Genomic DNA, 13,924 nt, shown 5'->3' on the forward strand with positions numbered 1-13,924 from the left:
CCGGCCCCGCATGCCTACGGCTTGGGATGCCGGGCGACATACCGAAGCACCACGTCGGTGACGAATTCGCAGACGTGTGAAGCATCTGAAGCATCACGGCGAAAGATGGCGCCGAAGGTGTGCCGGTTCGCGACGTTGAAGAAGCCGAGCGAAACGATGACCTGGTAGAGATCGACGACATTGATGTCCTCGCGGAACACCCCGGAAGCCTGCCCCTTCTTCAGGACGGAGGCCGTGTGCGCCAGCGATGGCGCCGCGGAGGAGGTCACCGTCTCGGAGCGTTTCAAGTGCTGCGCCTGCTGCTGGTTCTCGATGGAGACCAGGGCCACGAAGACCGGATTCTGGATGTAGTAATTCACCCGGAACTCGACCAGTCGCCGCAGGGCTTCCTCGGGCGAAAGCGAATCGACGATCAAACACTGTTCCGCCTGCCAGATGGCGTTGTAGGCGTCCTCGAGAACGGCCACGTACAAACCCTCGCGACCGCCGAAATAGTAGTAAATCATCGCCCGCGTGATCCCCGCTTCCGCGGCGATCGACTCCAGCCTTGCACCGGCGTAGCCATGGCTGGCGAACTCGGCCGCGGCGATGGCCAACAAGGCGGCACGAATACGTTCGGCGTCCGTGCCCGCTGGACTGCCGGGTTGAGGTGCCACCAAAGCCTTCTTTTCTGACATCGACATTCAGTGCTGTTGCGGTGCACGTGCTTGCGCGTGGCGCTGTCCGCTGGATTACGGGCTCGAATGTGCCCGACGCGCGATGATCGCACGCGCAAGAGTGAATGCGAAGGCGCATTTCAAAAACAAATGAATGAAATTTCTAGGTGTTTGTCCTAAAGAACCGACCCTCATGCATTCCTAAAATGAATTTAACAACTGTGTTAATTGAAACGGCGGAACGACGAAAAACCCCGGTGGGGGAGACATCTTTTGTTTGACAAATTAAAAGCAGAGGAAGCCATGACGGAGAAATTCGAGGGAAATATGGAATCGCGAAAAGAAATGAAAACCGCAAAGAAAGGCGGGTTATTGAGCGGCAGCCTTCCGCGCCGCGATTTCGGAAAATTGCTGGGCTCGCACATGCTGCTGTTATCCACCCTGCCGCTGGCCGCATGTGGCGGCGGAGGCGGGGACAGTGATCCGCCCAAGGTTTATCCGGTTGCGACACCGATTGATAACACCGCCGCACAGCCCGCCACGATCGGCAGCTATCAGCGCAAGACAGGTTATTTCACCTGGTCGGTCACCGCAAGCGGCGCCAGCCGTGAAGTGGAAATCTATATCCCCAAGGGCGCGCGGCAGCGCGAATACTGGATTGGCATCACCCTGCCGGACGGCGTGCAGAGCAACAAGTTCCTGGGCGATGCCGGCTGGTTCGACATTGCCGACCAGAACCTGGCATGCCTGCTGATCATGAAGCCGGGCAGCGGTGGCACCTGGGGCGATGTGACGGCGGAACTCGCCTATGTCAGCGCGGCGATGGCCACGTTGGTGAGCAGCGGCACGCATTATTCGGCGATGACCTACCATTATGTGGTCGGTTATGGCGCGGGCGCCGCACCGCTCCAGCTTTATGCGGCGAATACGCCGTTGTCGATGATCAGCCAGGTTTATCTGGAGGCGAGCACGAATGCCACTTATAACGCGCTGCTGACGGCCGCGGGCAATACGCAAGTCGGCGCGACCTTGCAGCCGAACCATATGGATTTCGTGGGTTATGTGGACATCAATGGCAATCCGGTGACCCAGCAGCGCACGTTTGCCGCCCAATATTACAGGGACGTTCCCATTCCCACCTGGTTTGTGGGAAATACCGCGCCTTCGCTGCTCTCCTATTGGGCGGGTGTCAATGATTGCAGCGTCGTGTCCATCGCCGATACCAATTTCGGACAAATTTTCTGGCAGGAAAAAGAGATTTCGAATGCCATTGCCACAGCCGGCAGTGATGTCAAATCGCAGGTCGCGACAGACGCGAGCATCGGCAGGTTCGACAACCCGGCGGTCACGAAGAACATCTACGGCTTCCTGACCCAGTACAGCGGTTACGACAACAACTCGGTCTACGGCCACTTCATCACCAAACGGCTGGACTACAAAAAGGCCATTGCAGCCGGCAACATGGTCTACAAGGATCACATGTGGAGCGGCAGCACCACCCAGCAGACCTATATCGTCTATGTGCCGGACAGCGTCAAAAAGAATTACAGCGCGAGCAAGCCCGCGCCGGTCGTGTTCTGCACCCACGGCGCCGGACAGACGGCCTTTGTGTTCATGGAAGCCACCGACGTCAAGGAGCTGGCCAACAAATACGGCTTTATTGCGGTGACCTACGACACGACCACCACCGCCTACCTGACGGACCTGGTGGCGCTGGTCAAGCAGGACTGTCTGAGCCTCGGGGTGGCGGCGGACGCCAGCCGCCTCTATGTCTACGGCCAGTCGGCCGGCGGCGGCGCGACCACCGGTTTTGCGCGGGATGAGACGCTGGTGGGCACGTTTGCGGCCTTCGGCATCACTTCGGGAACCTTCAGCACCGCACCTGCGGGCTCCTCCACGAAGCTTCTGCCCTTCTATGCCATCTACGGTGAATACGACTATTGGCCGATGAAGTTCGGCCCGCTGGCCGCCGGAGATTTCCGCGGCTCGCAGGGTGGGCAATATGCGTTATCGGCAAACGCCCAGGATTACTGGTTGAACCGCTTGATCGGCAAGACATTGACCCAGGAGTTGGCCTTGCCCACCTATGCGTTGAGGGACGGCATTTCGGCCAGTCTGGTTCCCCAGAACACCTCGATCAACCTCATTCTCAAACCTACCGCAACGGCCAACCGCTACAGAACCTACACGTGGACCAGAAACGGCCTGCCGCTGTTTGTCTGGGGGCAATGCTACGGGCGTGGCCATAACCTGATCACTGGCGATATCCAGAAATTGTGGGAAGAGTGGTTCAGCAAATGGCAAAGGGGCAGTCAAGCCAATACGCTGCTGTACTGGGCCGACGGCGTCGGCACGGGGTCATCCGCAGTTCTTTCGCAAGTCTGAGAAACACGGCCCCCCTGCCGGGCCGGCGGGTGCGGGCTAGCGTATTGCCAACACACCAGAAGAAGAAAGAGAAAGGCCGCGGCCCTCGCCCTGCCCCAGCTTGAACACCGCCACCACCTGCACCAGGTCCTGCGCCTGGGTGCGCAGGCTGCTGGCGGCGGCGGCCATCTCTTCGACCAGCGCAGCGTTCTGCTGCGTGGCCTGGTCCATCTGCGTGACCGCTTCGCCGACCTGGGCCACGCCCTGGCTCTGCTCGGTGCTGGCCGCGCTGATCTCGCCCATGATGTCGGTCACGCGGCGGATGGAGTTCACCACCTCGGTCATGGTGGTGCCGGCGCGGTCCACCAGCGCCGTGCCCTGGCCGACGCGTTCCACGCTGGCGTTGATCAGATTCTTGATTTCCTTGGCGGCGTCCGCCGACCGCCCGGCCAGGCTGCGCACCTCGCTGGCCACCACGGCGAAGCCGCGGCCCTGCTCGCCCGCGCGGGCCGCTTCCACCGCCGCGTTCAGCGCCAGGATGTTGGTCTGGAAGGCGATGCCGTCGATCACGCTGATGATGTCGGAAATCTTCTTCGAACTGTCGTTGATGCCCTTCATGGTCTCCACCACCTGGCCCACCACTTCACCGCCCTGGATCGCCACGGTGGAAGCGCTCATCGCGAGCTGGTTCGCCTGGCGCGCGTTGTCGGCGTTCTGGCGCACGGTCGAACTGAGCTCCTCCATCGAGGCGGCCGTCTGCTGCAGTGCACTGGCCTGGCTTTCGGTGCGGGCGGAGAGGTCGTTGTTGCCCTGAGATATCTGCGCGCTGGCGGTGGCTACCGACTCGGAGCCCGAGCGCACGTTGGAGACCACGCCGACCAGGCTGGCCTGCATGTCCTGCAGGCTCGTGAGCAACTGGCCCAGTTCGTCGGTGCGATTGTTCTCGATGCGGCCGGTCAGGTCGCCCGCCGCGACGCGCTTGGCCATGGCGCTGGCTTCGGCCAGCGGCCGGGTGATGCTGCCCGACAGCAGCCAGGCGATCACGGCGCTGAGCAACAGGCTGACGATCCCGAGCAGGATCATCAGGTTGCGGCTGGCCGCGTAGCTGGCTTCGATGCGCCGCGCCGAGTCGTCGATTTCCTGGCGCTGGAAGTTCAGCAACTCTTCCATCTTGCCCATGTAGGTCTTGGAGGCCGGCACGAATTTCTGGTCCAGCATCTGGTTGGCTTCCTCGGCCTTGCCCTGCGCCCGGGTGGCCACCACGGCATCGCGCACCAGGATGTAGTTCTTGCGTTCTTCGCCGATCTGCGCGAAGAGGGCTTTCTCTTTTTCGGTTTCCATCATCGGCTCGACGGCCTTCTGGTATTCGCTCGAGGCCTTGGTCGATGCGGCCTGGTCTTCCGCGAAGAATTGCACCAGGCTCGGGTCGTTGCTCTTGGCGATGGCGCCGGTGCGGCGCACGCCGGTGTAGATGTTGCGGTACCAGTCGCTGACCAGTCGCTCGGTCTTGATGGGGCTGGCGACCATTTCCTGGGCCCGCGCGGCCACGTCGTTCAGGCGAGAGATGCCGACCAGGATCACAGCCATCGACAACGCGAGCAGGAGAGCGAAGCCCAACCCCAGGCGTTTGGCGACCGATAGGTTGGAGAGGAAGGATGGCATGGTCGGGCTCCTGTAGGGCGAAGTAACACTTTGATGCAGACGCGGAGCGTAGCATGAAACCAAAACTGTACACCAAACTGTGCACCTGAACAGGCGCACATGCCCGAAAATCGCCCAAAAAAAAGCGGCCGATGAGGCCGCATGTTGGATTCGCGCCACCCGAGGGCGGCGGATACCGTCGTCAGTCCTTCATGCTTTCCAGGAAGGACGACAGGTCGTCGGCGTGCTCTTCTTCCACCGCCAGGATGCCCTTGAGCAGCATCTGGGTGGTCGGGTCGCTGGTGCCGAGGTAGGCAATCATTTCGCGGTAACTCTCAATGGCGACACGTTCCGCCACCAGGTCTTCCTTGATCATTTCGTGCAGCGTCTTGCCTTCCACGTATTCGGCATGGCTGCGCTCGGCCAGTCCGGTCGGCGAGAAGTTGGGTTCGCCCTTCAACTCGACGATGCGCTTGGCCAATTGGTCGGCGTGTTCCATTTCCTGCTCGGCGTGTTCGAGGAATTCCGCGGCGACCGCGGCCGAGTGGATGCCCGAAGCCATGAAATAGTGGCGCTTGTAGCGCAGCACGCACACCAGCTCGGTGGCGAGCGCCTCATTCAGCATCTCCACCACCTTGTCGCGGTCGGCGGCATAACCTTCGGTCACGGCACCTTCTTCGATGTGCTGGCGGGCGCGGGCGCGCAGGGTCTGGACGTCGGACAGGGGGGTCTGGCCAAAGCTGGGAGGATTGGTGGTCATGGTGGTTCCTTGAGGTTGGTGCACAGGTGGGGACTGCGTTATTCCGACTCGGCTTTCCGGATGTGCCTCAACCAGGGAAGCGCAGGCCGGTACCTGTCTGCCGCAACGATAAGCCGGCGCGCGCGGCAGGGGTGTCGGCCGTGCCAACGCCGTGCTGTAGGACAGCGGCCAGTGTCAAATCAGAAGCCCTTGAGCACCAGCTTGCCCTGCGTCCGTCCGCTTTCAATGAGCGCATGCGCGCGGCGCAGGTTGGCCGCGTTGATGGTGCCCAGGTCGGCCTGCACCGTGGTCTTGAGCACGCCGGCATCCACGAGCGCCGCCACGGCGTTCAGCAGCTCGCGCTGCCGGCCCATGTCGGGGGTCTCGAACATGGCGCGCGCAAACATGAATTCCCAGTGCAGCGAGATGCACTTGCGCTTGAGCAGGGTGACGTCGAGGTGTTTCGGATCGTCGATCAGGGCCAGGCGCCCCTGCGGCCGCAGCACCTCCACCGCGGCGGCGAAATGCTGGTCGGTCTGGGTGAGGCTGGCCACCATGTCCACCGCCGGGATGCCCAGCGCCAGCAACTGCGCGGCCAAAGGCTGGCTGTGGTCGATCACAAGGTGCGCGCCCAGGTCCAGGCACCACTGGCGGGTTTCCGGTCGGGAGGCGGTGGCGATGATCTTCAGGTCGGTGCGCTGGCGCGCCAGCTGCAGCAGGATCGAGCCCACGCCGCCGGCGCCGCCGATCACCAGCAGCGTCTGGCCGCTGCCGTGCGCGGCATCCGGCGCGCGCTGCGGCACCTGCAGCCGGTCGAACAACAGCTCCCAGGCCGTGATGGCGGTGAGCGGCAGGGCGGCGGCCTCGGTGTCGCTCAGGCGCGTGGGGGCGAGGCCGACGATGCGTTCGTCCACCGCGTGTAATTCGGCATTGGTGCCGGGCCGGGTGATCGAGCCCGCGTAGTACACGCGGTCGCCGGGTTTGAAGAACGACACCGCGGCACCCACCGCCTCGACCGTGCCCACCGCGTCCCAACCCAGCACCTTGGCCTGGCCGGCCTCGGGCCTGGCGCTGGCGCGGACCTTGGTGTCCACCGGGTTCACCGACACAGCGGCCACGCGCACGAGCAGGTCGCGTGCGCCGACCGTGGGCGTCGGCAGGTCCACGTCCTGGAGCGAGGCTTCGTCGGTGATGGGCAGAGGATTGAAATAGGCAACGGCTTTCATGGGCAAGACTTCGAGAAGTTGAACATGCGCAGACTTTAAGATGTCAAAGGAAATTTGATAAGACCGCCAATTCAAGAATTTCTTTCAAATGAAAATTGAAAATATCGAAGACCTGCGGGTGCTGGTGGAGACTTCGCGCGGCGGCAGCCTCACCGCGGCGTCCAGAGTGCTGGGCATCACGCCCGCCGCGGCCAGCGCCATGCTCAAGCGGCTCGAGGTGCAGCTCGGTGTGCGGCTGTTCGAACGGTCGACGCGCGCCATGCGCCTCACCGACGCGGGCCAGACCCTGCTCGACTACGCGGTGCGCGCGCTCGAATTGCTGGAGGAGGGCGAAGCGCAGGTCGTCCCGGCCAACCGGGCGCTGGTGGGCACGCTGCGGGTGGCCGCGCCTTCGGACCTCACGCGCAGCCTGCTGCTGCCGTGGTTCGACGAATTCCTGGTGACGCATCCCGGCATCCGGCTGGCGCTGTCGGTGAGCGACCGGGTGCAGGATGTGCTGCGCGACCAGGTGGACGTGGCGCTGCGCTACGGCGACATCAGCGACGCCAAGGCCGGGGCGGGCCTGGTCGCACGGCTCCTGTGCCACACGCGGCGGGTGCTGTGTGCGGCGCCGAGTTACCTCGCGCGGCACGGCACCCCCGAAACACCGGCCGACCTGGCTCGGCACAACGGCGTCACCTTCCACATCGCGGGCAAGGCCTACGCCACTTGGCGCTTCGGCCGGGAAGGCGAATGGGTCGAGGTGGCCATGCCGAGCGACCGTGGCGCCAACGATGCCGCCATTGCGCACCAGTGGGCGCTGGCCGGCGTGGGCATTACCTACAAGGCCGAACTCGACCTGCGATGCGACCTGTTGTCTGGCGCGCTGGTACGCCTTCTGCCGCAGTGGACGGGCGAGTCCTATCCGCTGTACGCGGTGCTGCCGAGCAACCGCTTCGTGCCCGGCCGGGTACGGGCGTTCGTGGATTTCATCGCCGAACGGCTCGGGAATCTGGCCGATCGGGACCATTCCGAGGGCCGCCCACCGGCGATCGCGCCGCCCGCCTACAGTGGTCGCGCCCGTGAAGAGGGGTAATAAAAGGTCACCGCGGTCGTCGGGTATGGATGCCCGAACGTTGAAGGCGGCATCGGGTCCAAAGCCCATCCCAGGAGAAGAAATGAAGAACTTGAACAAAATCATCGTCGGTGCCGCGTTGGCGGCGGCCGCAGCGGTGCCCGCGCTGGCGCAGAACGTCGGCATCTCCATCGGCGTGAACCAGCCCGGCGTGTATGGCCGCATCGACATCGGCAATGCGCCGCCGCCGATGCTGGTGTACCCGCAGCCCGTCATCATCCAGCAGCCGCCGCAGCGCCTGCCGCGCCAGCCGATTTACCTTTATGTGCCGCCGGCGCAGCAGCAGAACTGGGGCCGTTACTGCAACAACTACAGCGCCTGCAACCAGCCGGTGTATTTCGTGCAGGAACAGTGGGTGCGTGACCGGTACGTGCAGGCCCATCCGGGCTGGCGTCCGGGCGGGCGCAACGACCGCTGGGACGATCGCCGGGGCCCTCCTGGCCATGCCTATGGTCACGACAAGGACAAGCACGGCCGTGGCCACGACAAACACGACCGCGATCGTGGCCGCCACGGCGGTCGAGACGACTGAAGCCACGATCCCGGCAAAGTGGCTTGCGAGGCCCTAAGATAGGCCGATGCAATCCCGTTACCAAGCCAGTCCGCAGGGCAAGTCCCGCTTCTGGGCCGACCTCACCACCCTCGACTTCGCCCACCTCCAGCAGTCGGGGGCGGCGGCCGGCACCGTCGCGGTGCTGCCAGTGGCGGCGATCGAGCAGCACGGCCCGCACCTGCCGCTGAGCGTGGACACTTCCCTGGTTGATGGTGTCATCGCCGTGGCGCTGCCGCTGTTGCCCGCCGACCTGCCGGTGCTGTTCCTGCCCACGCAGCAGGTCGGCAAGAGCAACGAGCACCAACGCTTTCCCGGCACGCTGACCCTTTCGGCCGAGACCCTGATCCGCGTCTGGACCGAGATCGGCGAATCGGTGGCGCGTGCCGGCGTCAAGAAACTCGTGTTGTTCAATTCCCACGGTGGCCAGGTCAGCCTGATGGACATCGTGGCGCGCGACCTGCGCACGCGTTGCGAGCTCATCGTGTTCGGCTGCAACTGGTTCACGCTGCCGCTGGGCGAGGCGGTGGACGGGCTGTTTCCGCCCGAGGAACACCGCTTCGGCATCCACGCAGGCGACATCGAAACCTCGATGATGCTGGCCCTGCGGCCGCAATTCGTCGAGATGGCGCAGGCGCGCGACTTCAAGTCCACTTCGCAGGAACGTGCGGCCAAGTACCGCATCCTCGGCAACGGCAAGAGCGCCAAGCTCGGCTGGCAGATGCAGGACTACAACCCGATGGGCGCTGCCGGCAACGCCGCCGCAGCCACCGCCGAGAAAGGCCAGGCTGTGCTGCGGGCCGCGGGCGAGCAGCTGGCGTTGATGCTGCAGGAGATTGCCGACCTGCCCTTGTCCACGCTCGTGGACGGGCCGGCCTTCCCGAACGATCTTCCCGGCTGAACACGGCCTTGCTGAGCCTGGCCCATCTCGAGAAACGGTATGGCGGCGGTCGTGGCACGCTCGCGCTGCAGGACATGTCGCTCGAGGTCGGCGCCCACGATTTCGTGAGCCTGCTCGGGCCCTCGGGCTGCGGCAAGAGCACGGTGCTGAAGATGGTGGCCGGTCTGCTGCCGGTCACGTCGGGTCGCATCACCTGGCAGGCGGGCACCGCCGCATCCGCGCAGGATATCGGCTTCGTGTTCCAGGAACCGACGCTGATGCCCTGGGCCAGCGTGTTCGACAACGTCTGGCTGCCGCTGCGCCTGCGGGGGGTGAGCCGTGCGTCGGCGCAGGCGCGCGTCGAGGAAGCGCTGCAAGCCGTGGGGCTGCACGAATTCGCCGCGGCGTTGCCGCGCGAACTCTCGGGCGGCATGAAGATGCGGGTGTCGATCGCGCGCGCACTCATCACCCGGCCGAAGCTGCTGCTGATGGACGAACCCTTCGGCGCGCTCGACGAGATCACGCGCTCCAGGCTCAACCACGACACGCTGCAGCTCTGGCAGCAGCATGGCTTCACCACCCTCTTCGTGACGCACAGCGTGTTCGAAGCGGTGTTCCTGAGCCGGCGCATCGTGGTCATGGCCGCGCGGCCCGGCCGTGTGCTGGCCGAGATCGCCATCGACGAGCCCTATCCACGCCCCGAGGCTTTTCGCCACAGCGCGCGGTTTGGCGCCTGGTGTGCCGAGGTGTCGGCGGCGCTGCACGCGGCGGATGATCCGCATGGCTGAGCCGGCCGAATTGCCGCTGGTGGAGCGCCGCTGGCTGCGCACCGGGGTGCCGGTGCTGGTCTTCGCCGCGCTGCTGCTCGCCTGGGAGGTGACGGTGCGCGCCTATGCCGTGCCGAGCTACATCCTGCCTGCGCCCTCGCTCATCTTGCAGACGCTGTGGGACAACCTCGGCTCGCTGATGCAGAGCTGGCTGTTCACCATGAAGATCACCTTCGGCGCGCTGCTGCTGGCCGCGGTCGGCGGTGTGTTGCTGGCGGTGCTGTTCGCGGTGTCGAAGTGGGTGGAGCTGAGCCTGTTCCCGCTGGCCGTGGTGCTGCAGGTCACGCCCATCGTGGCAATCGCCCCGCTGATCCTCATCTTCATCGACAGCACCACGGCGGCGTTGCTGCTGTGCGCCTGGATCGTGGCGTTCTTCCCCATCCTGTCGAACACCGTGACCGGTCTGCGCAGCGCCGACCTGAACCTGCGCGACCTGTTCCGCCTGTACCGCGCCAGCCCCTGGCAGACGCTGCGCCTGCTGCTCGTGCCCTCGGCCATGCCGTATTTCATCGCCGGGCTGAAGGTGGCCGGCGGCCTGAGCCTGATCGGCGCCGTGGTGGCGGAGTTCACCGCCGGCGCGGCCGGCAAGGAAACCGGGCTGGCGTCGCGGATCCTGGAGGCGAGCTTCCGCACCGAGATCCCGAAGATGTTCGCCGCGCTGCTGCTGGTGTCGTTGACCGGCATCGCCATCCACCTGGCGTTCAACCTCGTGGCGCGGCTGGCGCTGGGCCGCTGGCATGAGTCGGAAGCGCGGCGCGAGCGCTGAGTTGCCAGGTTGGCCGGCGCGTGCAACCGCGTGCGAAATTTTCCGGAGCAAACAGCGCCGCGCGCCGCTGGATTTGTGCAAAGATTGCTGCAATTCTCACAGGGATGATTTGCGATGTTTGATCCGGCGCGTTCAGTTCAGTCCACTTCCTTTGCTTCCAAATGGATAGCTGCCACCGCAATGCTGGTGTGCGCTACAGGGGTTTTTGGTCAGGAAAAAGTGGTGTTCGCCACCAACTGGAAAGCCCAGGCCGCGCAAGGCGGCTTCTACCAGGCGCTGGCCGACGGCACCTACAAGAAATACGGCCTCGACGTGGAGATCGTGCAGGGCGGGCCGATGGTCAACAACCGGCCGCTGCTGCCTGCCGGCAAGATCGATTTCCTCATGACCGGCAACCTGCTGCATTCCTTCGACAACCTCAAGAACAAGGTGCCGACGGTGGCGGTGATGTCGGCCTTCCAGAAAGACCCGCAGGCCATCTTTGCGCATCCGGGCCAGGGTTATGCGAGCTTCAAGGACCTGGCCAAGGCGCCGGTGGCCCTGATCGGCAAGGACGGGCAGTTCAGCTTCTGGCAGTGGATGAAATCGGAATACGGCTTCCGCGACGAGCAGCTCAAACCCTACACCTACAACATCGGCCCCTTCCTCGCCGACAAGAAGTCGGTGCAGCAGGGCTACGCGATCGAGGAGCCGCTCACCATCAAGGCCAAGGCCGGATTCGATCCGCTGGTGTTCCTGCTGGCCGACAACGGCTTTTCCACCTACAGCACCACCGTGGAAACGCGCGCCGACATGGTTCGCAACAAACCGGAACTGGTGCAGAAATTCGTCGATGCCAGCATCATCGGCTGGAACAACTACCTGTACGGCAACAACCAGGCGGCCAACGAACTCATCAAGAAGGCCAACCCGGACATGAGCGACGCCAACATCGCCGGCTCGATCGCGCTGATGAAGCAGATGGGCATCGTCGACAGCGGCGAGGCGCAGACCCAGGGCATCGGCGCGATGAACCCGGCGCGCGTGAAGGACTTCTTCGACAAGATGGTCAAGGCCGGGCTCTACAAGGCCGGCGAGATCGACCCCACGCAAGCCATCACCACGCAGTTCGTCAACAAGGGCGTGGGCGTGGACCTGCGCCGGCAGTTGACTGGCAAGTAAACCTCAGGCGTAGGTGATCCAGCCGGCGTGGTCCGGGTGGTCCAGATGGGGCAGCGTGTTGAAGGTCTCGAGCATGTGCCGCTTCGGCGTGAACGCGAATTCGGTCACCGCGCTGTTGCGGATGCGCAGGTTGAGCTCGATCGTCGTCTCGGGCGTCGTGCCGAGGACATGGCCCACCGCGGTGGCGATCGGCCCGCCGCTGGACACCAGCAGCACATTGCCCGTGTGGCGCGTGCGCACATGGTCCAGCGCGGCCACCACGCCCTCGCGGAAGTCCGTGTAGCTCGGCATGCCGCGCGGGCTCACCACGCCGTTCATCCACTGCGTCAGCCCGTCGCGCAACAGCCGGAAATGGTGGCGGTACAGCTCGGGTGTATCGGGCTTGGCCAGCGGTTCGGGATGCACGGTGGCGATCACCGCCGCACTGTCGTATTCGTTGAGCCCGGGCCAGGCCAGCGCCGGCAGGTCGATGCCCATGCCATCGCAGATGCCCGCATGTGTCTGGGCGTGGCGGCGCAGCGTACCGGCCAGCGCGGCTTCGAACACGATGCCCTTGTGCGCGAGGTACTCGCCGAGCCGCCGGCTCTGCCGCAGGCCCTGCTCGCTCAACTGGTCGTAGGCTTCCGCGCCAAACGAGGCCTGGCCGTGGCGCACGAGGTAGAGGGTTCCCATGGGGCCGATTCTGGGCGCGCGCGCGCGGCGATGCGGTCTCTTGGGTGACCGGGACTTCCGCTCTAATCCATCCCATGCTGCAAAAAATCAAAAGCTGGGCCCGCCGCATCAAGCGCGACGCGGTGACGCTGTGGTTCGCCTACCGCGACCCGGCCACGCCATGGCTGCCGAAGGCGCTGTGCTGGTTCGTCGTGGCCTATGCGCTGAGCCCGATCGACCTGATCCCGGATTTCATCCCGGTGCTGGGTTTCGTGGACGACGCCTTGTTGTTGCCCGGGCTGATCTGGCTGGCGCTGCGCATGCTGCCGGCCGCCGTGGTCACGCGCAGCCGGGCCGAAGCCGAGGCCTGGCTGGCGCAGCGGCACGGCCAACCCGCCAGCCGGGCGGGCCTATGGCTGGTCATGGCGGCCTGGCTGGCCGGCGCGGTGGGGTTGGTCTACTGGTGGTCGGGGCGTTGAGCGCAAGGTGAAGAGCACAGCGTGACGCGGCCTTTCGGCGTCTGCAGCACCGCGACGAGTTGCGCCGGCCCGGTGTGCACCTCGAAGCGCGACAGGCCCACACCCTGCAGCGCGGCCTGCAGCAACGCGCCCTGCGGGTGTTGCAACTGGAAGGCCTGCAGGCTTACCCCGCTGTCGGGCATGTTGTCGGCGGGATGGATCTCGCCCCACTGGATCAGCGTCGGCAGCGTGCCGTCGAGCAGGCGCTGGCCGTCGTCGCGCACCGTGATCTGCCACTGCAGAAGGCCGTCCTGCGTCAGGCGCGAGGCCGTGAGCACCGGGCCGCGGTCCAGGCCGAGCATGCGCCAGGCGGCGCTGGCGTTCGAGGCGTCGGGCACGCTTGCCACCCAATGGACCAACTGCGGGCCGTTTTGTGTGACTTTCTCACGCAGCGCGGGATCGTCCATGTCGAACCAGCGGCGCAGGCCGCGCCCCCGGCTCGGCGTCGCCGCAGGGTCGATGGCAATTATTTCGACATAGGCGCGCGGGAAGGCCGGGCTGGCGACCTTGACCAGCCGGTTGTGCGTGCCCATCAGCGCGTGCGCGCCGCCGGGGCCGGGAATGATGCCGAGCGTGGCTTCGCACCAGGCCACGCCTTCGTCCAGGCTCGCGGCGAGGATCACCAGATGGTCGAGCTTCGAGGCCGTATTCGGTACATTGGGCATGTTGACGCTTCCAGGTTGTGCGGCGAAACCACACCGTCAGGCGGTGCCGCGGGACGCCCCCGGCACCGCCTGACGTGATGCTTTGAACCGAAGCAGGATGTGTGCCGCGTTCTTCCGTTCATGCACTAGGCATGAGGGCGGTGAATGCACATTGCAAGAGGCCCGA

Annotated in this window: 14 protein-coding genes; 8 read left to right on the forward strand and 6 right to left on the reverse strand. The window is 64.9% G+C overall.

All coding sequences use genetic code 11. The features are described from left to right. Positions 1 to 14 precede the first annotated feature (14 nt). Positions 15 to 656 (reverse strand): TetR/AcrR family transcriptional regulator, encoded by a 642-nt coding sequence (locus RD110_RS04695; RefSeq protein WP_162277344.1) that lies wholly within the window; start codon positions 654 to 656, stop codon positions 15 to 17. 303 nt (positions 657 to 959) lie between these two features. On the opposite strand from RD110_RS04695, the gene RD110_RS04700 reads away from it, so the two are divergent. Beyond that, a complete protein-coding gene (locus RD110_RS04700; protein WP_157900056.1) occupies positions 960 to 3,041 on the forward strand; it encodes an alpha/beta hydrolase family protein in 2,082 nt (693 codons plus the stop codon). Positions 3,042 to 3,077: 36 nt separating this feature from the next. Here the strand turns inward: RD110_RS04700 and RD110_RS04705 are convergent, their stop codons facing one another. The 3 genes from RD110_RS04705 to RD110_RS04715 all read right to left on the reverse strand — a co-directional run bounded on the left by RD110_RS04705 (position 3,078) and on the right by RD110_RS04715 (position 6,626). Continuing rightward, positions 3,078 to 4,682, reverse strand: coding sequence for a methyl-accepting chemotaxis protein (locus RD110_RS04705; protein ID WP_076197176.1), 1,605 nt, complete (start codon positions 4,680 to 4,682; stop codon positions 3,078 to 3,080). 181 nt (positions 4,683 to 4,863) lie between these two features. Next, positions 4,864 to 5,421, reverse strand: a complete 558-nt coding sequence (locus tag RD110_RS04710; RefSeq protein ID WP_076197178.1) for a ferritin-like domain-containing protein — start codon at positions 5,419 to 5,421, stop codon at positions 4,864 to 4,866. A 179-nt stretch (positions 5,422 to 5,600) separates the two neighbouring features. After that, positions 5,601 to 6,626: a zinc-binding alcohol dehydrogenase family protein gene (locus RD110_RS04715; RefSeq protein WP_076197180.1), complete on the reverse strand. Its 1,026-nt coding sequence runs from the start codon at positions 6,624 to 6,626 to the stop codon at positions 5,601 to 5,603. A gap of 88 nt (positions 6,627 to 6,714) precedes the next feature. Here RD110_RS04715 and RD110_RS04720 point away from each other — a divergent pair, with 88 nt between their 5' ends. The 6 genes from RD110_RS04720 (at position 6,715) to RD110_RS04745 (ending at position 11,924) form a co-directional block, all read left to right on the forward strand. Continuing rightward, the gene (locus tag RD110_RS04720; RefSeq protein WP_076197182.1) at positions 6,715 to 7,701 is read left to right on the forward strand and encodes a LysR family transcriptional regulator; all 987 of its coding nucleotides are present in this window, start codon (positions 6,715 to 6,717) and stop codon (positions 7,699 to 7,701) included. An 82-nt stretch (positions 7,702 to 7,783) separates the two neighbouring features. Continuing rightward, positions 7,784 to 8,272 carry a hypothetical protein gene (locus RD110_RS04725; protein ID WP_076197184.1) on the forward strand — a complete coding sequence of 163 codons (489 nt, stop codon included), beginning with the start codon at positions 7,784 to 7,786 and terminating at the stop codon, positions 8,270 to 8,272. Positions 8,273 to 8,318: 46 nt separating this feature from the next. Further along, positions 8,319 to 9,191 (forward strand): creatininase family protein, encoded by an 873-nt coding sequence (locus RD110_RS04730; protein WP_076197186.1) that lies wholly within the window; start codon positions 8,319 to 8,321, stop codon positions 9,189 to 9,191. Between the two features lie 8 nt (positions 9,192 to 9,199). Further along, on the forward strand, positions 9,200 to 9,958 hold the full coding sequence (locus tag RD110_RS04735) for an ABC transporter ATP-binding protein (RefSeq protein ID WP_239467171.1): 759 nt from the start codon (positions 9,200 to 9,202) through the stop codon (positions 9,956 to 9,958). After that, on the forward strand, positions 9,951 to 10,763 hold the full coding sequence (locus RD110_RS04740; RefSeq protein ID WP_239467172.1) for an ABC transporter permease: 813 nt from the start codon (positions 9,951 to 9,953) through the stop codon (positions 10,761 to 10,763). Before RD110_RS04735 ends, RD110_RS04740 begins: the two co-directional genes overlap by 8 nt. Positions 10,764 to 10,985: 222 nt before the next feature. After that, entirely contained in the window at positions 10,986 to 11,924 is a 939-nt protein-coding gene (locus tag RD110_RS04745; RefSeq protein WP_239467173.1) for an ABC transporter substrate-binding protein, read from the forward strand. A 3-nt stretch (positions 11,925 to 11,927) separates the two neighbouring features. On the opposite strand, the gene RD110_RS04750 is transcribed toward RD110_RS04745, so the two are convergent. Further along, positions 11,928 to 12,596 carry a histidine phosphatase family protein gene (locus RD110_RS04750; protein ID WP_076197192.1) on the reverse strand — a complete coding sequence of 223 codons (669 nt, stop codon included), beginning with the start codon at positions 12,594 to 12,596 and terminating at the stop codon, positions 11,928 to 11,930. A 74-nt stretch (positions 12,597 to 12,670) separates the two neighbouring features. Between RD110_RS04750 and RD110_RS04755 the strand changes: the two genes are divergently transcribed. Continuing rightward, positions 12,671 to 13,054 (forward strand): YkvA family protein, encoded by a 384-nt coding sequence (locus RD110_RS04755; protein ID WP_076197194.1) that lies wholly within the window; start codon positions 12,671 to 12,673, stop codon positions 13,052 to 13,054. Here RD110_RS04755 and RD110_RS04760 read toward each other — a convergent pair. Then, entirely contained in the window at positions 13,033 to 13,758 is a 726-nt protein-coding gene (locus tag RD110_RS04760) for a VOC family protein (protein WP_076197196.1), read from the reverse strand. The genes RD110_RS04755 and RD110_RS04760 overlap by 22 nt on opposite strands. Positions 13,759 to 13,924: the final 166 nt, after the last annotated feature.

The sequence above is a fragment of the Rhodoferax koreense genome (genome assembly GCF_001955695.1).
Lineage (GTDB): Bacteria > Pseudomonadota > Gammaproteobacteria > Burkholderiales > Burkholderiaceae_C > Rhodoferax_B > Rhodoferax_B koreensis.

What these genes read in the sequence shown, in the direction of transcription:
- RD110_RS04700 (WP_157900056.1), top strand. Translation starts at nt 960, where the DNA reads ATGACGGAGAAATTCGAGGGAAATATGGAATCGCGAAAAGAAATGAAA.
- RD110_RS04705 (WP_076197176.1), bottom strand. Translation starts at nt 4,682, where the DNA reads ATGCCATCCTTCCTCTCCAACCTATCGGTCGCCAAACGCCTGGGGTTG.
- RD110_RS04710 (WP_076197178.1), bottom strand. Translation starts at nt 5,421, where the DNA reads ATGACCACCAATCCTCCCAGCTTTGGCCAGACCCCCCTGTCCGACGTC.
- RD110_RS04715 (WP_076197180.1), bottom strand. Translation starts at nt 6,626, where the DNA reads ATGAAAGCCGTTGCCTATTTCAATCCTCTGCCCATCACCGACGAAGCC.
- RD110_RS04720 (WP_076197182.1), top strand. Translation starts at nt 6,715, where the DNA reads ATGAAAATTGAAAATATCGAAGACCTGCGGGTGCTGGTGGAGACTTCG.
- RD110_RS04725 (WP_076197184.1), top strand. Translation starts at nt 7,784, where the DNA reads ATGAAGAACTTGAACAAAATCATCGTCGGTGCCGCGTTGGCGGCGGCC.
- RD110_RS04730 (WP_076197186.1), top strand. Translation starts at nt 8,319, where the DNA reads ATGCAATCCCGTTACCAAGCCAGTCCGCAGGGCAAGTCCCGCTTCTGG.
- RD110_RS04740 (WP_239467172.1), top strand. Translation starts at nt 9,951, where the DNA reads ATGGCTGAGCCGGCCGAATTGCCGCTGGTGGAGCGCCGCTGGCTGCGC.
- RD110_RS04750 (WP_076197192.1), bottom strand. Translation starts at nt 12,596, where the DNA reads ATGGGAACCCTCTACCTCGTGCGCCACGGCCAGGCCTCGTTTGGCGCG.
- RD110_RS04755 (WP_076197194.1), top strand. Translation starts at nt 12,671, where the DNA reads ATGCTGCAAAAAATCAAAAGCTGGGCCCGCCGCATCAAGCGCGACGCG.
- RD110_RS04760 (WP_076197196.1), bottom strand. Translation starts at nt 13,758, where the DNA reads ATGCCCAATGTACCGAATACGGCCTCGAAGCTCGACCATCTGGTGATC.